The sequence below is a fragment of the Hymenobacter tenuis genome (genome assembly GCF_054780495.1).
Window position 1 is genome coordinate 886553 of the sequence record NZ_BAAGWF010000004.1, and the last position, 21765, is coordinate 908317.

At 55.3% G+C, this 21765-nt stretch carries 18 protein-coding genes and 1 other RNA gene; 8 read left to right on the forward strand and 11 right to left on the reverse strand.

Features of this window, described 5'->3' with window-relative positions:
• The first annotated feature begins 61 nt into the window (after positions 1-61).
• Positions 62-1111, forward strand: coding sequence for a YeiH family protein (locus tag ACYVGU_RS17410; protein ID WP_460623085.1), 1050 nt, complete (start codon positions 62-64; stop codon positions 1109-1111).
• A gap of 89 nt (positions 1112-1200) precedes the next feature.
• Here the strand turns inward: ACYVGU_RS17410 and ACYVGU_RS17415 are convergent, their stop codons facing one another.
• Positions 1201-1380, reverse strand: coding sequence for a hypothetical protein (locus ACYVGU_RS17415; protein ID WP_460613898.1), 180 nt, complete (start codon positions 1378-1380; stop codon positions 1201-1203).
• 147 nt (positions 1381-1527) lie between these two features.
• Here ACYVGU_RS17415 and ACYVGU_RS17420 point away from each other — a divergent pair, with 147 nt between their 5' ends.
• The 5 genes from ACYVGU_RS17420 (at position 1528) to ACYVGU_RS17440 (ending at position 6074) form a co-directional block, all read left to right on the forward strand.
• Complete coding sequence (locus tag ACYVGU_RS17420) at positions 1528-1773, forward strand: hypothetical protein (RefSeq protein WP_460613899.1); 246 nt, start codon at positions 1528-1530, stop codon at positions 1771-1773.
• A gap of 44 nt (positions 1774-1817) precedes the next feature.
• Positions 1818-2543: a hypothetical protein gene (locus ACYVGU_RS17425; protein ID WP_460623086.1), complete on the forward strand. Its 726-nt coding sequence runs from the start codon at positions 1818-1820 to the stop codon at positions 2541-2543.
• Between the two features lie 33 nt (positions 2544-2576).
• Positions 2577-3902, forward strand: coding sequence for an SHOCT domain-containing protein (locus ACYVGU_RS17430; RefSeq protein WP_460623087.1), 1326 nt, complete (start codon positions 2577-2579; stop codon positions 3900-3902).
• A gap of 145 nt (positions 3903-4047) precedes the next feature.
• The gene (locus tag ACYVGU_RS17435; RefSeq protein WP_460623403.1) at positions 4048-5100 is read left to right on the forward strand and encodes a DUF3089 domain-containing protein; all 1053 of its coding nucleotides are present in this window, start codon (positions 4048-4050) and stop codon (positions 5098-5100) included.
• A 110-nt stretch (positions 5101-5210) separates the two neighbouring features.
• Positions 5211-6074 carry a Rossmann-fold NAD(P)-binding domain-containing protein gene (locus ACYVGU_RS17440; RefSeq protein WP_460623089.1) on the forward strand — a complete coding sequence of 288 codons (864 nt, stop codon included), beginning with the start codon at positions 5211-5213 and terminating at the stop codon, positions 6072-6074.
• 81 nt (positions 6075-6155) lie between these two features.
• Here the strand turns inward: ACYVGU_RS17440 and ACYVGU_RS17445 are convergent, their stop codons facing one another.
• Complete coding sequence (locus tag ACYVGU_RS17445; protein ID WP_460613903.1) at positions 6156-7004, reverse strand: M12 family metallopeptidase; 849 nt, start codon at positions 7002-7004, stop codon at positions 6156-6158.
• A 150-nt stretch (positions 7005-7154) separates the two neighbouring features.
• The gene (locus tag ACYVGU_RS17450) at positions 7155-7454 is read right to left on the reverse strand and encodes a DUF3817 domain-containing protein (RefSeq protein WP_460623090.1); all 300 of its coding nucleotides are present in this window, start codon (positions 7452-7454) and stop codon (positions 7155-7157) included.
• A gap of 247 nt (positions 7455-7701) precedes the next feature.
• Here ACYVGU_RS17450 and ACYVGU_RS17455 point away from each other — a divergent pair, with 247 nt between their 5' ends.
• Positions 7702-9192: a serine hydrolase gene (locus ACYVGU_RS17455; protein WP_460623092.1), complete on the forward strand. Its 1491-nt coding sequence runs from the start codon at positions 7702-7704 to the stop codon at positions 9190-9192.
• A gap of 370 nt (positions 9193-9562) precedes the next feature.
• On the opposite strand, the gene ACYVGU_RS17460 is transcribed toward ACYVGU_RS17455, so the two are convergent.
• From ACYVGU_RS17460 to dnaX, 4 genes are all read right to left on the reverse strand, one after another.
• Positions 9563-10660, reverse strand: a complete 1098-nt coding sequence (locus tag ACYVGU_RS17460; protein ID WP_460623093.1) for an acyltransferase family protein — start codon at positions 10658-10660, stop codon at positions 9563-9565.
• Positions 10661-10723: 63 nt separating this feature from the next.
• Positions 10724-11986, reverse strand: a complete 1263-nt coding sequence (gene icd, locus ACYVGU_RS17465) for an isocitrate/isopropylmalate dehydrogenase family protein (RefSeq protein ID WP_460623094.1) — start codon at positions 11984-11986, stop codon at positions 10724-10726.
• Positions 11987-12186: 200 nt separating this feature from the next.
• Positions 12187-15168 carry a M16 family metallopeptidase gene (locus ACYVGU_RS17470; protein ID WP_460623096.1) on the reverse strand — a complete coding sequence of 994 codons (2982 nt, stop codon included), beginning with the start codon at positions 15166-15168 and terminating at the stop codon, positions 12187-12189.
• Positions 15169-15545: 377 nt separating this feature from the next.
• Positions 15546-17711 (reverse strand): DNA polymerase III subunit gamma/tau, encoded by a 2166-nt coding sequence (dnaX, locus tag ACYVGU_RS17475; protein WP_460623097.1) that lies wholly within the window; start codon positions 17709-17711, stop codon positions 15546-15548.
• Between the two features lie 233 nt (positions 17712-17944).
• Here dnaX and ssrA point away from each other — a divergent pair.
• Positions 17945-18314: a transfer-messenger RNA gene (gene ssrA, locus ACYVGU_RS17480) on the forward strand.
• Positions 18315-18815: 501 nt separating this feature from the next.
• Here ssrA and ACYVGU_RS17485 read toward each other — a convergent pair.
• The 4 genes from ACYVGU_RS17485 to ACYVGU_RS17500 all read right to left on the reverse strand — a co-directional run bounded on the left by ACYVGU_RS17485 (position 18816) and on the right by ACYVGU_RS17500 (position 21728).
• On the reverse strand, positions 18816-19163 hold the full coding sequence (locus ACYVGU_RS17485; RefSeq protein WP_460623098.1) for a hypothetical protein: 348 nt from the start codon (positions 19161-19163) through the stop codon (positions 18816-18818).
• Between the two features lie 20 nt (positions 19164-19183).
• Complete coding sequence (gene uvsE / locus ACYVGU_RS17490) at positions 19184-20170, reverse strand: UV DNA damage repair endonuclease UvsE (RefSeq protein WP_460623404.1); 987 nt, start codon at positions 20168-20170, stop codon at positions 19184-19186.
• Between the two features lie 39 nt (positions 20171-20209).
• On the reverse strand, positions 20210-20878 hold the full coding sequence (locus tag ACYVGU_RS17495) for a carboxypeptidase-like regulatory domain-containing protein (RefSeq protein ID WP_460623099.1): 669 nt from the start codon (positions 20876-20878) through the stop codon (positions 20210-20212).
• 175 nt (positions 20879-21053) lie between these two features.
• On the reverse strand, positions 21054-21728 hold the full coding sequence (locus tag ACYVGU_RS17500) for a hypothetical protein (RefSeq protein ID WP_460623100.1): 675 nt from the start codon (positions 21726-21728) through the stop codon (positions 21054-21056).
• Positions 21729-21765: the final 37 nt, after the last annotated feature.

The window sequence follows — 21765 nt, forward strand, 5'->3', positions numbered from 1 at the left end:
TTTTAAGATTATCGATAGGGGAAGGGCTGCCGTACTTTTGAACAAGTATTGCCGCCCACCCATGAAGTCCACCCACCCCCCCGTTCCAGCCTCAGCCTTTGTTGATGCGCCGGAGCCGCACCCTCAGGCTGCCAGCCTTCACCCAGCTCCAGCCACACTATCCCCCACCGCGCCGCCAACCACCCGCCCCATGTGGCTGCCGCCGACAGTGTTTGCGGTGTTCCTGGTGTTTTGCCTTACACCCTGGGCGTCGCCGCCGGTGGCGCTGGCACTAGGCCTCGTATTGGCGCAAACCGTTGGGAATCCGTTCCTGAGTTACACGCGTCGGTTCACGGCCAAGCTGTTGCAGTACTCGGTTATCGGGCTGGGCTTTGGTATGAATGCGCACGCGGCCGTGCAAGCCGGGCGCGAAGGGTTGCTGTTCACAGTAGTTTCCATCGTTGGAACGCTCGCACTGGGTTATTTCGCGGGCAGATGGCTCAAGCTCGGTCGGCCCGTAACCCACCTCATTGCCTGTGGCACAGCTATCTGTGGCGGAAGCGCCATTGCCGCGGTAGGACCTGTGCTGCGGGCTAAGGAAGAAGAAATGTCGATGGCGCTCGGCACCGTGTTTGTGCTGAATGCCATAGCTCTGTTTCTATTTCCGCTAATTGGGCACGCGCTCAGCATGAGCCAAACGCAATTTGGCCTGTGGTGCGCCATTGCCATTCACGATACGTCCTCAGTAGTAGGCGCCGCCGCCGCATATGGCGCCCAGGCGCTCGAAGTAGCTACCACCGTTAAGCTGGCCCGCGCCCTCTGGATTATTCCGGTGGCCCTGGGCACGGCATGGGCCTTTCGGCAGCCAGATGTGAAGGTGAAAATTCCCTACTTCATCTTGGGGTTCGTTGCCGCTATGCTGCTCAATACCTATATGCCCGCTACTCATGTGGTGGCGCCCTACCTGGTGCAGCTGGCCAAGCTAGGGCTTACGGTCACACTATTTTTCATTGGTGCCGGGCTTTCCCTAAAGGCCATCAGAGCCGTGGGGCCGAAGCCCTTCACGCTCGGGGTACTATTGTGGGTGGTCATTTCTAGCGCCTCGCTATACGTTATTCTGAAGCTGGTATAGGCTAACTTCCGATTCCTTACTACACACACAAAGCCCCGGCTTCTGCTTCAGAAACCGGGGCTTTGTGTGTGTAGTAAGGCTAGTGCTGGTTACGATTTCTTACGGCCGGAGCCGCTCTTCTTGCCGCCACCGTCTTGCTTGTTCACGGTAGCCCAGGCGCGCTTCTCGGCTTCTTCTTCCGATACGCCGCGCTTCTCGTAGCTTTCTTCAATGTGTTCGGCCTGCCGCTTTTGCTTGTCGGTGTAGGCTGATTTATCTCCTTGTGGCATGATGGTAAATGACTTAAGGATACAACAAGCTACCCGAGGGTAGACGAAAAATGTACGCGGCCACTCCGCCGAAGTTATGTTGAGCTTTGCAGGTGTGGTTGGGGCAGGCTGCCTATCTTCGCGAGTTCAATCTTTCGCTCCTCCCGTATGCGTCAGCTCGCCATTATACCGCACCCCGATGCGAAAATCACGCTGTTCAGCTGGAACGGCAAATACCTGATTAAGCTCGAAAAAGGTCCCTTTGAGCAAACCTACAAGGTAAGCGAGCTGGACCTGACCGGCGAAGAAGACATCCATCTGCTCCTTGACGACGAGTTTGTACAGGCCGCCGTGCGCCGGTTTGCCGGTATGCAACAAGATTTGCAGGCCTCCTTCGACCGGCATGGTATCTGAGTAGCTGCCAACCAGCATATTTCACCTCTAACGTATCTATTGCCATGAACCGGCTCACTATACTCTTGCTTGCCGTAGCAGCCCTGTTGCTGCCTACGCTGGCTAAGGCCCAACTCTACGACACCCGCACCAGCAGTGTCAACTACGAGAAACGCGAGCGGGATGCCCTGAAAGTGCAAGTAGAAGGCACCGCCCAATGGACGCGCGACTACTGGCAGTCGTGGCTGAAGGACACCTACAACATCCGGATGAAAGGCGACGGCACCTTTGGCGTAGGCAAGAAGGACGTGCTGACGGCCAAGCAAGTGCCCATGTCCAGCGTCACGGGGAAGCTCATCGACCTGTATTCTACGGTCACGGCACCCTCTGATACTGTGGCGGAGCTCTCGGTGTGGGCTGCCATGGGTCCCGATTCGTTTTTGTCGGCTGCTGGCACGGCATCTGAGTTCAGCTCGCTACGCAACATTGTGCAGAGCTTTGCCGCCGCCGCCCGCACCAAAGCCTACCGCGAGCAGATTGCCGAAGCCGAAAAGCAACTGAGCGCCGCTGAGAAAGAAAAAGATAAGCTGGAAAAGGAGCGCGTAACGCTGGCCAACACCACCAAGTCTAATCTGGAGAAGATTGAGCAGCTGAAAAAGCAGAACGAGGAGAACAAGCTGAAGTCGGCAGCCGATTCGGTGAAGCTCCTCGACAACGCAAAGCTCACTGAATTGCGTAAAGCGCAATTGGAGCGTCGCCGCGCCCGCCTCACCAATCTCGACCGGAAGTAAGCTATTCCCACCGCCTGCGGGCGGTTCTCTCCCATGGACAAAGACCCCTCTCCCCTCGATACCCTGCGCCAGCTGAAAGAGTGGCTGGATGCCGGCACCATTACGCCCCAGGAGTTTGAAACCCTGAAAAAAAAGCTCCTCTTCAGCGAGGCAGCGGCTGCACCCACGCCAGCACCGCCGCCCGCGCCGGTTGCCCCCATCTCGCCGCCAACGCCGCCCGCGCCAGAAGCCCCCAGCCCGCCGCCTGCGGCTACACCGCTGATTCCGCCGGCTATAGCAGGGCTGGAAGGCAGCATCCCGATGACGTATATAGAGCCTAACCCCGCACCGCCCGTTGTGCCGCCGGTTACGCCTGCATCGCCCGTTATACCGCCTGCACCAGCGCCTGCCACTAAGGTAGGGCCGGTAGAAGACCCCATGCTGCCACCCGTGACAACCTCACGGCCTCTTACGGCGCCGTATGTGGCCGAGCCGCCCACCCCACCATCTAATACGCCGGGCCTGTCGCACCCGCTGGAGGCCGGTCGGCCCCGCACCTCGCCCTCGCGCGATGATGAGTTTATAGCACCACCTACCACTGCCCCAATACGAGAGGTAGTAGAAGACGAACCGTACGTGGCCCCTACTAAAAGTCCGCTCAGCACCATCCTGATTATCGGTGGTATTCTGGCCTTGCTAGGGCTAGTAGCCTACCTAATGCTCGGCGACCGGGAATCGGAGCGGCTGACCAGCACTAGCGTAACGGCCGCCGACTCTCTGGCTACCCGTCCCGAGGAAGGCCCCCAATCGGAGCAAATTGAGCTAGCTCCAGCCGCCGCACCCGAAACCATCCGGGTTGCTCCAGTTCTGCCTCCTAGCACTACCACTCGCCCCGATTCAGCCTCGCAACCCGTAACTACACCGGCCCCGGCTGCTACCACGGAGCCCGCCACACCAGCGGCCCCTTCGCCCGCTGACGAAAGTGCCGCCCAGGCCCGGATTGAGGGTGTGCTCAAAAACTACTACGCCGATTTGCAGGCGGCTCCTTTCTCTGCGGCTTCTTACTTTGCCCCACAGGTAGAGCGCTTTTACTTGCAGCAGAACACCACGCCAGCGGCTATCAATGCGGAGCTGGAGAAGTCGCACTTCCCGGAGTTTCTGGAAGGCCAAACCGCTATTGAGCCGGGCAGCCTCAAGGTGAGCCCACCCGTAAACGACGGCTCGCGGGTGGCCACCTTTATTGAGAAAAGCAGCGCCCTGCGCCAGTCCATGCAGAAGCGCCAGCAGACAACTGCTCAGGTGCGCGTCCGTTTCGATAAAAACTTTAAAATTGTGTACCTGCGCCAGGAGCGACTCCTGGAAAATACCTTCACGGAGTAGGTAGCCCTGGGTTTCGGTTGCACCGAGGCCTAGGCGCTGGTACTGATGGGGTTCCTGCGTATTTTTGTACGACCAACGCGCGCTACCGGCAACCTGGAGCGCGCGTTGGTGTTTATTGAGCTCCCCGATTTTCTCAGTTCCTGTGATGCATATCCGCGTAATCAGTGCCTTCGCGCTGCTAGCAACCTTATGGCCACTAAGCTCCTGCCTCAACGTTATCAAGCCCGGCAAGGAATATACCCGCTACCCCACGCCCGAGGCGCCCGACTACCGGATGGAAGACAACTGGGCCGCGTTGCCTGACCGCCGCGACTCTGCTGATGCTGTGCCGCGCAACACGCTCCTGCGTGACCAACAGCGCGACGCCCCGGCCGACGTGTTTTACGTGCACCCCACCACCTATTACGGCCGCAAGCAGTGGAATGCCAGCCTCACAGACGCGCGCGTCAACCACTTCACTGACGTCAGTGTCATCCGGAAGCAAGCCTCGGCGTTTAACAATACGGCGCGCATCTATGCTCCGCGCTACCGGCAGGCTACCTTATTTTCATTTTTCGATGAGAAGACCGACAACGGCAAGGAAGCGCTGGAGCTAGCGTACCAGGACGTGAAAACCGCTTTCCGCTACTACCTCGATACCTACAACCACGGGCGGCCCATCATCATTGCCAGTCACAGCCAGGGAACGTACCATACCACCCGGTTGCTGCGTGAGTTCTTCGATAATGACCCCAAACTGCGCCGCCAGCTGGTGGCAGCCTACCTCATTGGGTTTAAGGTGAAGGCCGAAGAATATAAGGTGCTGCGGCCCTGCGAAGACTCTACCCAAACCGGCTGCTACGTAGGCTGGAATACCGTGGAATGGGGCAATGAGTATCCGCCTTTTGCGGGCGGCGTGGCCGTAAACCCGCTTACCTGGACGCGCGACACCGCTACGGCGCCGGCTCGGCTGAACCTTGGTGGCGTTCCTTATGGCTTCAACTCCGTAGATAAGCGCGTGGTAGATGCTAAAGTGCACGATGGCTTGCTCTGGATTCATCCTACGGAGCGCAGTGGCTACCCACGCTTCCTGCTGCCCGGCCGGCCGGAGCTGCGCCACTCCTTTCATATTGCCGATTACGCCCTGTTTTATTACAACATTCGGCAGAATGCCGAAGCTCGGGTGCGCTCGTATCGGATGCTGATGAGCGGCCAATAGGCTGGTAGCCAAGGTGAAATAGGGCGGGAGTGAGGCGCTTTTCGTTAGGCTCAGCCATAACCCTAGGGTAGTACGTTCGTTGCTATAGGCTCCGACTATTCTTACTACCTATGGAAAACAAGCCAACTACCCTGCCCCCGCAAGAGCAAGAGCAACAGCCGGGCATTGAACAAGAAATGACCCCGCAACCGGAGTACATCCGGCCCGGCTACAAGGGCAGCGACAAGCTGCAAGGCAAAGTAGCCCTCATTACGGGCGGCGACTCCGGCATCGGCCGCTCAGTGGCCGTGCACTTTGCCCGCGAAGGTGCCGATGTAGCCTTCACCTATCTGCCCGAGGAAGAGGAAGACGCCTACAAAACCCGCCAGCTGGTAGAAGCTGAAGGTCGCCGCTGCCTTACCCTCGCCGGCGATTTGCGCGACCGAGACTTCTGCCAGTCCATTGTAGAGCAGACGGTGCAGGAGTTGGGCGGCCTGAACATCCTAGTAAATAATGCGGCCCAGCAGTTCGTAAGTAAAGACATTACGGAAGTAGATGACCAGCAGTGGGAAGACACGTTTCAGGTAAACTTCTTCTCGTTTGTACGCGTGACGCGCGCGGCGCTGGAGCACCTGAAGGAAGGCGACTCCATCATCAATACGTCCTCCATCAACGCCTACCGTGGTAATCAACAGCTGGTAGACTACACCTCCACGAAAGGCGCCATTACGGCCTACACCCGCTCCATTGCCCAGCAACTGGCCGAAAAGAAAATCAGGGTGAACTCCGTGGCGCCCGGCCCCATCTGGACGCCGCTCATCCCGGCCTCCTTCCCACCCGATAAAGTAGCCTCCTTCGGTAAAGACACTACCATGAAGCGCCCCGGCCAGCCCTCCGAAGTCGGTCCGTGCTACGTGTTTCTGGCTTCCGACGATGCCTCGTACATCACGGGCCAAGCCTTGCACCCCAATGGTGGCGAAATCTTGAATACCTGATTATTAACTACCCGAAAAAGTAAAAGGGGCACCCAATATTGGGTGCCCCTTTTTATTGCCAGGCTTGCGCCATGAAGCAACCTAGTACATCGCGTCGATGCCTACTTTGTCGCCGCTGGAAAGGGCTGTGCGCTGGATGTTGAAGGTAGAGCCGTCCTTTTTCACGATGGTTGGCTGGCCATTCGAGGAGAACGAGAACGAGCCGTACATCATGATAGAGCCGAAATCAAGGACACCGTAATCAGTGCCGCTGTAGCCCGAGGTAGAGTACTTGGCGAAGTTATTCTCGTAACCCGCCTGGATGTTCTGGGTCAGAATGGTTACGTAGTTGTCGCGGTCGTTGCGGGTTTGCTCATGAAACAGACCTAGGGCATGCCCAATTTCGTGAATGGTATTGCCCGTAGAGCAGCCCGACGCCAGGTTGATGTACTGGCGGCCGCCAATCATACCAATGTTAGAAGAGCAGCCTGAGCCTACCCGGAATGTCACGTAGTTCGACTGGGTAGTGCGCTTTACAAAGCGAATGGCCGTGTTGGTCTGCCAGTGCGCAATGGCATCGGTTACGCGGGTTTGGCTAGGTAGCGCGGCATCAATAGTATAGTACACCACGGCCGAAGGCCAGCGGCCCGTGTTGCGGCCGGCGCTTTCGGGGCGGGCTTCCTGCGCCAGCTTCACCTGCTCAGCCGTCAGGATAATATCGCCTTCATAAATGTTTTCGCCATTAATAGCGCGATACTCCACGGATTGGCCACCGAGGAAGCCAGCGCGGCTCTCACCGGTTTGGCCAGGGTAAGCTTCTTCTACCTGGGCTTGCTTGGTAGCTGAAATCGACTGGCTAGGGGCCGACTCCTGCTCCTTGCTGCAGCTGAACATGGAAAAAGTGCCAATTGCTGCCAGCAAGGCAAGACGGGATAATTGGGGTTTGTGCATGCGTAAGAGGGTTTTGGTTGTGGTAGGATGAGGAACGTGCTGAGAAAAGAAATATTCTCTGCCTTAAGTAACAAACTTTTGGCGTCACTACCACCACATCCTCTGCAAAAGCCCTAGCTCCCCTTCCGCTTCAAACCTCCCTGCGTACCCTTATTCGCGAAACAGCCGCTTGTCGGCCCAGAAAGTCCCAAACGGCACCACCGACACCACCAGCGCCAGCAGCGCCTTCCGCCACGACCAACTGTGCTCAATGGCTACCTGAAGTACCAGCAGTACATAGAGTACAAACAGCACGCCGTGCGCCATGCCTACTATGCGTACTGCCTCAGGCTGGCCCGCCAGGTATTTCAATGGCATGGCAATGCCCAACAGCACCAGAAAGGAAATACCCTCCAAAAAACCCACCGCCCGCAAGCGGCCAAATGACGTTCGCAGCAAAGAAGAAAGCATATAGCAGTACCAGATGAAGCTGCAAGATACGCCAGCATCTTTTCCTAACCCTACTAAGGAGGGCAACTCCAACGCCTTACTACCGGCGGTTTGCTGGTTGTAGCTCCCGAATAAGCTGGAGGTGTAGCCCAAGCGAAAGTATATTTAAATATGCGGGCAACTGTATATACGCTCTGTACATCTCTCTCCTCACAAGGCCGCCACGCAGGTGCCAGGCAAAGACTAGATGTACTAAGATATCTTACGTATGAAAGCGCAACGCACCATCACAAGAGGGAGTACTTTCTGGCTACTACTCTTGCTGCTCCTGAGCAGTTTTTCGGTGGCCCAGGCCACTACCTCTCCCGACAGCCTCGACCGGTTCGTGCAAGCCAAAATGAAGCAACTCCGGATTCCGGGGCTGCAGCTAGCCGTAATCCGGCAGGGAAAAATTGTGAAGCTGGAGCACTACGGCCTAGCTAACCTGCAAGACTCGATTCCGGTAATGGCCCACACGCGGTTTACCATCAACTCCATCACGAAAGCCTTTGTAGGCGTAGCAGTTATGCAGCTGGTGGAGGAAGGTAAGCTCGACCTGACCGCACCCGTGTCGCGTTATCTGCCGGGGCTACCTGCTGCCTGGCAACCAGTAACCGTACGGCAACTGCTCACGCACACGTCGGGCCTGCCTGAGGTCATGAACGATGATGACATGGTGACGGAGGCCAATGCCAGCGCGGCTTGGGCTCAGGTGCAAACCAAGCCCATGAGCTTCCAGCCCGGTGAGAAATTCGCCTATAACCAAACCAACTACGTGCTGCTAGGCCAAATCATCGACAAGCTCAGCGGACAGCCCTTCGCGCAGTTTATCCAGGAGCGCCAGCTCAACGTGGTCGGGATGCCACGTACTGGGTTTGGCGATGCGCACAATGTAATACCACACGCCGCGCGGGGCTATACCTTTTACCACATGGTAGATGGGCAGATGGGCCGCTCCAAGCAGCTCCGAAATGTGTTTGAGATGTTTCCGCCGTTTCTGCGCACGGCAGCCGGCCTCAACTCTACCGCCGAGGAGCTAGCCCGTTGGGTACTAGCCCTGCAGCAAGGGCAGCTGCTGAAAACCAGCAGTCTCGCTACCCTCTGGACGCCCGGCAACCTCAACAACGGCACGCAGCGCGGCTTTAGCGGCTTTCTGAACGGCTACGCGCTGGGGTGGCCCACTATTTCCAGGGCTGAGCACCCGGCCGTGGCGCCGGTAGGAGGGGGCCGCAATGCTTTGTTCGTGTATCCCAAAGATGAGCTGGCAATCGTCGTGCTGACCAATTTGCAAGGCGCCAACCCCGATAACTTCGTGGACGAAATAGCCAGCCACTACCTGCCCGACATGCGCGCCATTACGGGGTTTGGCCTGCCACCCACCATCCGGACGCTGCACAACGAGCTGCGTAAGCGCGGCTTTGCGCAGGCCAGTGCCCTAGTAAAACAGCAAAAGAAAAAGAACCCCCAGTACCAGCTTCCCGAACAGGAGGTAAACGCCTGGGGCTACTACCTCCTCAAGCAAGCCAAACCCCAGGACGCCCTGGAAGTGTTCAAGCTGAACGTGAGCCTGTACCCCGAAAGCGCCAACACCTACGACAGCCTCGCAGAAACCTACGCTGAGCTAGGCAACAAGGAGCAAGCCACCAAACACTACAAACGCTCCCTTGCCCTAAACCCCAAAAATACCGCCGCCGCTGAGTATCTGAAGGTGCGGGAGTAGTGGGGGAGATTTGTTAGAAATGAAACAGGGCACCCATTGGATGCCCTGTTTTGTGATAAGTAAAACTTCACGTCACCCATACTGCGGCAACTATGGTCGTTCGACTATCCTACTGATCCAATCATGTATCTCTTCATGTACCCTTGCCTATCAATGCACCCAACAGCCCATTCGAACTTTGGTCATCGCTCCAATTATGTCTTCTAAAAAGGCTAAAACTTGACTGTTAACGTAACTGGGACTTTATGTAGAGGGTGATGAGTACATTATTTATTTTTGTAATCATGGGTGAGCGTGCGAAAAAGTACAATGCTGGCAACTTTTATATTCTACCAAGTACGTTGTTTACACAGTGTTGTATTACCATCGCCTAAATTTTACTGTTCGAGCTTTTTACTACAGCATATTTATCTTTAATTAATATAAATTTCTTTTCATAAAATTCGTATGATAAATAAGATAAAAAAATTGTTAAAATAGGAACTCCGACATAAATTAATGAATATTTTAAATTGTTATGTAATGAAAAAGTATTTAATAAACGAGAATATAAAAAAATAATTAAAGGATGAATTACGTATATACCATACGATATTTTTCCTAAAAAATTAAATATAAAATTATCTAAATTTATAAGTGTTTTTTCGTTGCTGCAAACATTTATTATTATTACTACTGTTATTGTGCTGATCAGTTCTGGGTCAACAATACTTGCGACATGGTACTTGTTAAAGGCAAGTAGTAATATTACTGTCCATGCTAAAAATTGAATAGGTATAGATTTTATAATATGAAGAACTTTCTCATTATTGTTGAAATATATTACCCCTCCCAACCCACCTATTGCCATGCAGTCAAAGCGGTTAACCTGAATTGCTAAATATAATACTTGTATTCCATATTTGTATTCAATAAATCTAAAAAATAATCTAATAGTGAAATATAATAATATAAAAATTGTAATAGTTTTCTGAGGTGTATATTTTGATTTTTTAATAAGAAAGGGCCAAAACAAGTAAAATTGTTCCTCAACGGCAATAGACCAAAAGTGGCCTATGTATTCTATGCCTGTGCCAAGTATTTGTGGGATATTAGCAAGTAATATTAAGTAGTACGGTAATAAAACTATTGTTTTTGAATTAATTAATTGAAAAATATATGCTGTTATTAAAAATATAATTAAATATAAGAAATATAAAGGCCATATTCTTAGTGCGCGTCTAAAATAGAATTTTTTTATGTTTATTTGGCTATTTTGTTTTTCAAGTAATAGTAAAAATGTGATCAAGAAACCACTAAGAGAAAAAAACATTGTAACACCGTGCCCAGCAAGGTCAAGACTTGGGGAAGAGGGTAGATTGAAGTTGCCAAGACCAATATTAATGTGGGAGAATACAACTGCTAAAGCCGCAATAGCTCTAATTCCGTTTAAGCCCGGTAAGTGAACTCCTTTAGATTGATTTTTCACAAAAAAGCCGTGATTATTTGATGCACTAGATAAGGTTCTCTCGTGCCTTAACTGTATGTAAAATTACATCCGGCTGATAATTTCATAGCCGAATTCGCTGCATTTCAGCAGGGTGGCGCCTTCCATCAGGCGCTCGAAGTCGTAGGTAACGCGCTTCGAGGCAATGGCGGCTTCCAGGCCTTTGTAGATCAGGTCGGCGGCTTCCTGCCAGCCGAGGTGCTCCAGCATCAGGGCACCCGACAGGATTACTGAACCGGGGTTCACCTTATCGAGGCCAGCGTATTTAGGTGCGGTGCCGTGGGTAGCTTCGAAGATGGCGTGGCCGGTTACGTAGTTGATGTTGGCGCCGGGCGCAATACCGATACCACCCACAATAGCAGCCAACGCATCGGAGATATAGTCGCCGTTCAGGTTCAGGGTAGCTACCACCGAGTAGTCGGCGGGGCGGAGCAGAATCTGCTGCAGGAAAGCATCAGCAATGCTGTCCTTAATCAGAATTTTGCCACCATCCAGCGCTGCTTTCTGCTGAGCGTCGGCTACTTCTTGGCCCTGCTTGGCTAGCACTTTGTCGTACTGGGCCCAGGTGTACACTTTGTCGCCAAACTCACGCTCCGCTAACTCATAGCCCCAGGTTTTGAAGGCACCCTCCGTGAACTTCATAATGTTGCCTTTGTGCACGATGGTCACGGAAGGCTTGTTGTGCGAAATAGCGTACTCAATGGCCGCACGAACCAAGCGCTCCGTACCCTCTTTCGAGACAGGCTTGATGCCGAACGAAGACGTTTCGGGGAAGCGGATTTTTTTCACGCCCATCTCATCCTGCAGGAATTCCAGCATTTTCTGGGCCTGAGGCGTGCCGTTCATGTACTCGATGCCGGCGTAGATATCCTCGGTGTTTTCGCGGAAGATCACCATGTCGGTCAGCTCAGGGTGCTTCACCGGGGAGGGTACTCCCTCAAACCACCGTACTGGGCGTACGCAAGCGTATAGGTCGAGCTCCTGGCGCAGGGCCACGTTCAGGGAGCGGATACCACCGCCCACGGGCGTAGTCAGAGGGCCTTTGATGCCCACGAGGTAGTCGCGGAAGGCATCCAGGGTTTCGTTTGGCAGCCAGTTATTGGTTTGCTTGAAGGATTTCTCACCAGCCAACACTTCTTTCCACACCAGCTTGCGCGAGCCGCCGTAGGCTTTCTCTACTGCCGCGTCGAACACGCGGACGGAAGCCGCCCAAATATCCGGACCCGTGCCGTCGCCTTCAATGAAAGGGATGATGGGTTGATCGGGCACATTCAGCTTGCCGTTCTTGATGGTGATTTTCTCTGCCATTTTTGAAAAGGTACTTAGGTACTGTAGGGTTTTTGGTAGTGGTGGCCTTGTTCTAGTCTCCTGCCTAGTGAAGCAGGAGGGCTGGAGGCTGACTTTTCGCAGTAGTGGCCGTGCTGTGGCCGGTTTGCGGCTCTGCTTGGGCTAGTAAAACGAAACGCCAGAACCCTGTATCCAAAGAAGCAGGGCTAGGGGCCGGGGCGTTAATAGCCGAAAATTTCTTTCAGCGTGAGTTGCTGGACCTGGCCGTACTTGGCTAGCTCCTTGAAGTTGAGGCGGTCTTTGGAGCCAATAACCAGAATCGTTTGGGGCTGGCCTTTCACGCGGGCCTGCTGAAACTTCTGCAAATCCTGGAAGCTCATGTTGGGCGTCTGCTCGTACACGTCGCGGCGTACATCGTAATCGAGGCCGAGGCGCTTGGCGCGCTCGTAGCTGAACAGGATATCGGACTTGGTGATGCGCTCCGTGGCAATGCTGTTGCGGATGGCGTCTTTGGCAATCTGCAGGTTGGCTTCGGCGGCGGGCATGTCGTTGAGCAGCATGTTCATGCCCGCCATGGCCTCGGGCAGCTTGTCGCTCTGGGTGCCAATGTAGCTGAGGTTGTAAGAGCTGCGCCCTACCTTATCAGCCGAGGCAAACCGCGACGAAGCCGAGTACGCTAGGGCCTTCGACTCGCGCAACTCCTGGAACACAATACTGCCCATGCTGCCGCCAAAGTACTCGTTGTAGAGGCTGGTGGTCGGCAGCAAACCTTTGTCGAACACGGGTCCTTTGCTCAGGAACAGGATTTCCGCCTGCACCATGTTGTAATCCACCCAGTACACCTTGCGGTCCGTGAGGGGCTGCTCGGCAAAGTCTTTGTTGGCCGGTACGGGCGTGAGCTTGGCGGGAACTTGGTGCAGCGTATTTAAGGTAGAAGCCAGAGCGTCCGTTGCTCGCGGCCCATAATACAGCACGCGGTGCTCGTAGGTCGGAAGCTTTTGGATAAGATCCGTGAGCTGCTCGGGCTTCAGGGCCTTCAGTTCTTTCTCGCTGAGCTGGCTGGTGAACGGGTTTTTCTGGCCGTACTTGGCGTAGTTTAATAGGGCCTGATTCAGGATAACCCCCTTGTTGAGCTTGGCATCCTGGCGCGCTTTCAGCACACCCGCTACCATGTTCTTAAGAGCAGTTGCGTCGGGCTTCGGAGCTTTCAGCAGGCTTTCAAACAGAGCAAGGGCGGGCTCAAAGTTGCTGTCGAGCCCCGATAGGCTCACAAAGGTGCGGTCCTGGCCACTCTGCACCGAGAAGGAGCAGCCGAGCTTGTAGAACTCCTGCTGCAGCTGCGCGGCGTTGTATTTGCCAGTGCCCAGGTATTGGAGGTAGTCGGTGGCCAGGCCCAGTTTGGGGTCGTTGTTCGTGCCCAAATCGAGCACGTAGTACAGGTTGAAGAGATTGTTCTCGGAGTTGTGGGTGTAAAACACCGGCAGGCCCGAGGCCAGCTTCGTCTCCTGAATGTCCTTCTTGTAGTCGAGGAACACGGGCTGCAGGTCCGGCGAAGTCATGCCTGTTACCTGCTTGTAGAAGTCGGAGGCCACCTCCCGGTTCACCGGCACGGGCGTAATGGCGGGTTTCACCACTTTCACCGTGTTGGGGTCTTTGCCGGTGCGCTTGTACACCAGGGCGTAGTTGTTGCCGTAGTACTCGTTGGCCACGCGCATTACGTCCTGCTTGGTGATGGCCGCGAAGGTGTCGAACTGGCGGAGGTAGTCTTTCCAGTCTTGGCGAGCTACGAAAGCCGCCACAAAGGCGCCGGCGCGGGCTTCGTTGCTCTCGTAGCTTTTGGTGCGCTGCAGCTGCTCGTTGTTGATGATAGCCGGAATCAGCCAATCAGGGAAGTCGCCCTTCTTTACCTTGTCCAGCTCGGCCAGCAACAAGTCGCGTACTTGCTCCAGCTTTTGGCCCTGGCGAGGGGTAGCGTAGAGCACGTGCGTAGAGTAGTCGTTGTTGATGTCCGTGAATGAGGCAGCGCTCAGTACGGTCTGCTTCTGGTTCAGATCCAGGTCGATGAGGCCGGCCTGCCCGTTGCTCAGGATCTTATCAATCATGCGCAGCACCAGCGTGTTTGGCTCACCGGTGGTAATGCCTTTGAAGCGGAAGCCCAGCATTACGTTCTCGGCATCGGGGCCCAGCACTTGCTTTACAATGGGCGCCGTAATGGGCGCTTCCTGGGCTACCGTAAAGCCGGGCACGGGCTTACGTTGCAGCTTGCCAAAGTACTGGTCGATGATGCGGATGGTCTGGTCGTAGTCCAGGTCGCCGCTCAGGCACAAGGCCACGTTGTTGGGCACGTAGTACTGCCCGAAATACTTCTTGATTTCCGTGATGGACGGATTCTGCAGGTGCTCGATGGTCCCGATGGTGGTCTGGGTGCCGTATTCGTGCTTCTGAAACAGGCTGGCGTTCAGGGCTTCAAACTCCTTGCGGAAATCGGAGTCGAGGCCGCGGTTTTTCTCCTCGTACACTGCTTCCAGCTCCGTGTGGAACAGGCGCGGCACCATTTCCTGCATGCGCTCGGCCTGAATGGCGGCCCACTTTTCGAGCTGGTTGCTAGGTATATCTTCCTGATAAACCGTCTGCTCTACGGAGGTGTAAGCGTTGGAGCCCTTCGCCCCAATGGCACCCATCACCTTGTCGTACTCGTTAGCCACGGCGTACTTGGCCGCTACCCCCGAAATGGAGTCAATCTGGTGGTACGTGCGCTTGCGGGCGGCGGGGTCGTTGCGCTGGCTGCGATACTGTTCGTAGAGGGCTTCAATCTTATCGAGCTCTACTTTCTCGGCGGCCCAGTTTTGCGTGCCTAGCTTCGAAGTGCCCTTGAACACCATGTGCTCTAGGTAGTGCGCTAGGCCAGTGGCGGTGCTGGGGTCATTTTTGGAGCCCGCTCGCACAGCCAGGTAGGTCTGGATGCGGGGGGCGTCGTCGTAGTCAGAAAGGTAAACGGTCAGGCCGTTGTCGAGGGTGTAAACGCGCGCCTTAAGCGGGTCGCCTTCCACCGTTTGGTACTTGTATTCTTTCTGCTGAGCGGCCGGAGCGGTAGCCGCCGGGGTGGCGGAAGTGGTGGTAGTAGCGGCCGGCTTGCTTGTCTGGCACTGGGTAAGCCCGAGCGTAGCCAGCGCCGGAATGAGAAACAGCAGGGGTTTTTTCACAAGCAAATCGACGCGGAAAGCGAATCAGGAAGGAACAAGGAATCAAAGATAGGCGGCCCCTCCGGGAATAAAAAGCCTGATAGAAGCCCCACGCCTTCGAAGTGCGAAAATTTGTGTATGAGAATCACCGGTTTACAGTCCGCAAACGTCCCAAGGCTGAGGCAGTAAGGACGAGCTTCATCGCCTGCTGGCTGCAGCGTTTCATCGGGCTTGGTAGAACTTCATTTGCCAGGACAACCTAGCAATCAGCGCAAAGCAGAAAAGAGGAATCTGGCTAGCTCACCGGAGCTACTGCCAGATTCCTCTTGTTAAGGGAAAATCACTACCCCAGAAAACCAGCGCAACCTGCTTGTAAGCGCTGTAACGGCCTAGTGGGTTTAAAAGTCGGCGTCGAGGCCCAGGCGCTGCTTCATGGCCGTGAGCATCGGGTACTTCTCCATCAGGTACTCCATCTTATCATTGGAGGTGTACAGCTTGCGGCCGGTTTCTACGCGCTCCACTACCTCGGCCTGTACGTTCAGGCGGGGGTAGCCGGTGCGGCGGCGCAATTCGCCCAGAAACTCAGCCCGGAACTCGTTGAACTGGTCTTCCTGCACGGGGTTATCTACGCGCAGCATAATCAGGTGCTGCTCGTTGGCCTGAATGGGCCGCTTCAACAAGCTATAATGCATCATGCTGATGGCTTTGCGCTCCTCGGTCAGCTCCGACCACACCCGCTGCAATACCTCATCGTTGATGGTGGGCAAGCCCGTCACGGGGCCACTCGGCTCGGCTTCAACGGCTGCTTTACCGGCTGCCTGCTGCTGCTCCAGTTGGGCCTTCATGGCACTAAGGCTACCTAGTCCGGGTAGTTTGGTGCCCAATCCCATGGGCTTGCCGCTGGGCATTCCGGGGCGAGGTGGGGGTAGGGGAGCCGCCGTCACCGGAATCTGGCCGGGCTCGTGGCCGGCTACACTGGGCTTCCCGATTTCCACATGCGGCACGGTGTCGCGCAGCTTATGGGTGGTGGGCACCTCCGTAGCGGCTTTGTCCTCAATGCTGGGGGTAGCGTGCATTTCCTCCACGCCATTGTTTACCGGCACAATCGGCTCGGGGTCGGCGGGGGCATGGGCCAAAGGAGCAGAAGCCGCCGTAGCCACTGGCACAACAACTGGCTCACTAGCCCTCGTGGCAGCTGAAACGGGTGCGGCTTGAGTTGGGGCGCTAGCCGCTGGCTGATTCGCCTCCGGAGTGATGGCGGCCGGGGCTACGCTACTTTTTTTTTTCGCCTCGCCGTTTTCTGACGATGCTTTCGGGGCGCTGGCGGTAGCGGCCGGGCCGGTTCCCATGTCGCGGGCAAACTGCACGGCGCCGTTGAGGTAAGCCAGCTTCATGAGCATCAGCTCCACATGGAGGCGCTGATTTTTGGCTTGCTTAAACTCCCGGTCGCACTGGCTTACCAGGTTCAGGGCCGAAAGCAGAAAGGCCAACGGCGCCGCCTGGGCCTGCTGCACGTAGCGGCTCCGGATGTTTTCTGATACTTCCAGCAGCTGCACCGTCACGGGGTCTTTGCACACAAGCAAGCCGCGCAGGTGCTCAGCCGCACCTACCACAAAGTTGTGCAGGTCAAAGCCGTTCTGTACTACCTCTTCCAGCAAGAGCAATGTGCCCGACAGGTTTTCGGTCAGCAGCGCCTCCACCAGCCGGAAGTAGTACTCGTAATCCAGAATGTGTAGGTTCTGAACCACGTCTTTGTAGCGCAGGTCGTGGCCCGAGAAGGTCACCATCTGGTCGAACATGCTCAGCGCGTCGCGCAGGCCGCCATCGGCTTTTTGAGCCAACAGGTGCAGGGCATCGTCTTCGGCCTGAATCTGCTCTTGCGTGGCCACGTAGCGCAAATGCCCCCGGATGTCATCCACCCGAATCCGGTTGAAATCGAAGATCTGGCAGCGCGAGAGAATGGTGGGGATGATCTTGTGGCGCTCGGTGGTAGCCAGAATAAAAATGGCGTAGCCCGGCGGCTCTTCCAGCGTTTTGAGGAAGGCATTGAAGGCCGCATTCGAGAGCATGTGCACCTCGTCGATGATGTACACCTTGAAGCGGCCTTGCTGCGGCGCGTAGCGCACCTGCTCTACCAGGCTCCGAATGTCTTCGACCGAGTTATTAGAGGCCGCATCCAGCTCGTGCACGTTAAACGAGGCGTTTTCCTGAAACGCGCGGCACGACGAGCACTTCCCGCAGGCTTCCAGCTCAAACGGCGTGTTGTCGGGATCCGAGGCAGTTTGCAGCGCGTCGGGCACAATGTCGGGCTGGGTTTTCAGCAGCTCCGAAACTGGCCGGCCCTTGCGTACGTGCTCTTCTACAAACTCGCAGTTGATGGTTTTGGCCAGAATGCGGGCGCAGGTGGTTTTGCCCACCCCACGCGGACCGCAGAACAGAAACGCCTGGGCCAAGTGCTGGCTAACAATGGCGTTCTGCAACGTAGTAGTAACGTGCTGCTGCCCAACTACACTGCGAAATGTAGCGGGCCGATACTTGCGGGCTGAAACAACGAAATTCTCCATACGACTAGCCACAAAGATACCCTGAAAAGCTGGGCTTTGGAAGGGTATATGCACCTAGGAAAACCGAGAAATAAGAACTGCTTGCTGGCGCGAAGCGCCGAACTAGGCATAGGTTATATTCTATGTGGTCAGTACACAAAACGGGAACAATTTTGCCTCCCAGCAACGTTTTCTCCCTGATGTGCGTACATTCGCACCCCGCTATTCGTGGCGGAAATCGTTCTTTCTAAATTGGGGCTGACCGGAATTGACAGCTTGTGCATGTCGCGAGTAAGCGTGTCGGGAGTTGGATGAATCTCCCGTTAAAAAGTCGTCCAAACAACAACCGGCGAGTATAGCTACGCCATGGCTGCTTAGTCTAGGTACTAAGTAATGTCATCGTCCCGCATCCGTCTTCCTCTTCACGGGTGAGTTCGGGGCGTCGTAAGTATTAGGATAGTCTTGGGGGCGCTGCGACTCCAAGGCGAAACTCAAGCAGATAAGGACAAACCAAGGGCCTGATGTGCGCCTGGAATGTCTCGAAAATTTAAGCATAGATACACACGTAGAAAGCTCGACGCCTTCCTTGTCTGGACCAGGGTTCGACTCCCTGCAGCTCCACCTTAAAACCCTGCTCACTTACTGTGGGCAGGGTTTTTTATTTTTCAGCGTGTATAGCGTTTTGAGCGAAGGACTTAGCTTGTACTGCCACTAGGGTGTTTGGGCGCGCAAAGCCTCTGAAACACTCTAATCTTTCACTTTACCGAATGCTGTGTTTGGTATTATTTCAAGTATAGTTAATACCTAGTATACTTTTGTCGACTCCGTGATAAGATTGGTCGATAAGTGCTATGATTCTTCCGGGGCCTAGTGTATGTTTGGTCATCTGTTCTGCCAAACCACTGTCTACCTTGGAAAAAACCTCTACTCAGAATACGCTGGCATCTCATGAGAAGGGTGCTATGTATGTAACTGCCGGTCTGGTGTTAGCCTTGCTGCCCCTCATTTACGCCGCCTTTATCTAACACATACTTCGCCAGCCTATACGCTTGGCGCAAAAGAACATAGAAAAGCCTACCGGCCTTTGGGCGGGTAGGCTTTTTCCTTGATAGGCAGGTCGTACGCTTACGGTTGCGCTTCCAGCTTGCTTCCGGCTTTCAACAGCGTATCTGATAAGGTCTGCAGGCCTGCGCGCACCTCTTCGGAGGCGTTACGGGCGGCTTCGGCAGTTTGGGCACCTAGCATACTCAAGGAGCGACCAATGGCTTGGCCATCTAAGCCAGCGGAGCCCACAGTCAGCAACGACTGCAGATTGCCCAGTTCCCGGCCGATGTCCTGCAGGCCAGGCTCTCCGCTTTGCAACAGCTGTTGTTGCCAGTCTTCGGTAGTGTCCATGGCCGTGCTGATGGGCAGGCCGGTAATGCCGTTGCTTAAGGCTTGGGTAGTGGCGTTCAGAAGGTCAGATGAAGTCATAAGAAGAAAAATAGAATGAGTTATACCTCGGCGGTAGTGGCAATACGGCCTAGGTTGCGCAAAATGCCGCAAGCACGGCCGGCGCTGGCTTCTTTGTCTTTGATTTCGAGCATGATGTCCACGTCTAGGTCGCCTAGCTCCGTCAGGAAGTTGTGGAACAAATCTTCTTCTAGAGATGCCGTGTGCTTACCGCGCCGTTCGCCGGGTGCCTGCGAGCTGTAGTCCATCAGCATCACGCCGTCGCGGGTGGGGTGCCAGGTAGCGGCAGCCATGCGCAGTGCTTCAGCCATGGGCTCGCCGTGGTTCAGGCACTCATGGTGGAAATTATCAAACAGAATAGGAATGCCCACGGCCGCATGTACCCGCAGGCAATCCTGCAGGCTAAACAGCCGGTCATCGTTTTCAATTACCAGGCGCGCTTTCACGGCTTCGGGCAAGGTATGGTAGGTAGCAATAAAGCGGGAAATGGCTAGCTCCCGGTCGTTGTACAAGCCACCCACATGAATCTGAAGCTTGTGCGTGCTATCCAGCTGCATCAAATCCAGCATCGAGCCCTGATATACTAGCTCCTGAATGCTGCGCTCCACAATACCGGCATCGGGCGAGTTGAGCACCACAAACTGATCGGGGTGGAACGATACCCGCATGTTGTGGGCCTTGATGTAGTCGCCGATGGCCTTAAACTCCGAGGCAAAGCGCGTTTGCCAGGGAAAGGTGTTGATAGCATGAGAGCCAAACGGCACAATGCCCGAGCCGATGCGGAAAAACAGCAGGTGCTGCGCCACATTATACACCAGAATGCGCTGCAAGCAACTGAGGTTGTTGGCTACGGCCAATTCTACTCGTTCATCGGAGTATGAAGCCAGCCGGAAGGTGCTGGTAGAAGTGCAGTCTAACGACTCATTAACGCAAGGATAGCCTATTCTCATACTTCGGCTTACGTAAGAAAACGGGAAAAGGCGAAGCGCCAGGTTTGCCGTGTGGTGGGGCCTAGGCCTTGCAAACAGTTAAACCCGGCGCTCCATCTTTCCTGACGGCGAACTTTGTTACTCTTCGTAGCCGCGGTTGTCCTTGAAGTTGGTGTTGTACTTGCGCCGGGCCTGTTGGGCTTTTTTGGCCGCTTCCTCGGCCTGAATTTCCTCCATTTTGCGGCGCTCCTTGCCGGCCCTCGAAAACTGTTCGTAAATCAGGCTGACGGGGCTGGCCAGGGTAGGAACGGGCGCTTTGGGCGCGGCCGAATCGACGGGGAACATGGGCTTGGGCGCGGGCGGACGCTTTACGGCGCTGGTGGGCGCGGTACTAGGCCGCTTGATGTTGCGAAGTGCTTTGTTGATGGTAGCACGGTCGGGGCGGCCTTCCGTTACGCGTACCTCGCCAAGCAGCACGGTGTCTTGCTGCAACTTAATGTGCACAATAAGCTGCGACAAGCCCGAGCCACCCAGCGGCAACCGCACCGCCTTGAAGCCAACGGCTCGGAAAAGCAGCGTGTCGGTGCTGTTTGCAGAAATGCTGAACTCGCCTTCTTGGTCAGCCATGATGCCCAGCTTGGTGCGCTGCACTACCACCGAAGCACCCGGAATGGGCTTTTTGGTGCTGGCGTCCGATACGCTGCCGGTCACGCGTATCTGGGCGGCGGCGCCTAGGGTGCCCAGCAGCAACAGCAGTAAAAGGGCAAGCCCGCGACGCAGCATCAAGAAATTAGAACGAAAGGGCATTATCACTAGGCAAACTAATGCACGAAGGTCAAAGGAAATCAAAGGAAACCGATTAAAAGCTCCCATTCATCGACCAACAAACGACGGACAGTAAGGCAGAGAGACGAAAAGAGCCCGCACCGTTGCAGGTGCGGGCTCTTGGTAACGCAAAAAAGGCGCCCGAAATTCGGGGAGCTTATTTGATAACGGTTTTGTCGCCGTCTTCGGGCTTCACTTTCATGGTAGCGTCGTCGGCGTCCACTTTGGCTTTGTTGCCTTCCGAGTCTTTCATTTTGATGTCGCCATCGGCTTTCACCTTCAGCTTGCTGCCGTCTTCGGCCTTCACTTTGCTGGTTCCCATGCCGCTGCCTGAAGCATCAGTGCTGGCCGATGAGCTCATGTCGGTAGTGGCCATGTTGGTATCATCGTCCATGTAGCGGTCGTCCATGTACTCCACGCGGCTTGACTCGTACGCAGAGTACTGGGTAGGGTCGGCCAGCACGGTCTTCATTTCCAGGTCGGCGTTATTGTACACCTCGCGCATAGCGGCGGCGCGGCCAGTGGTATCAGCAGCGTACTTTTCCTGCAGCTCGCCTAGGCGCTGGCCACGGGTTACATACACCGTGCGCACTTTGGTACGGGTAGCTTCGTCGAACTTCATTTTAGCGGCCATATCAGCCGCAATGCGGTCGGCACGGCGCTCAATGGCATCCGTTGAGTACGAAGTAGTTGTGGTGGTTGTAGTAGTTGTAGTGCTGGTGCCGTTGGCTGCCGTGGTGGTTGCGGTGTCCGTTTCGGCGGTTTTATTTTCAGAGCACGAAGCCATAGTGAAGGCAGCGGCTACGGAGAGAAGAAGCAGGGTCTTTTTCATGATGGAGAGAAACGTGAGAGGGGGAGAGAGAAGAGAG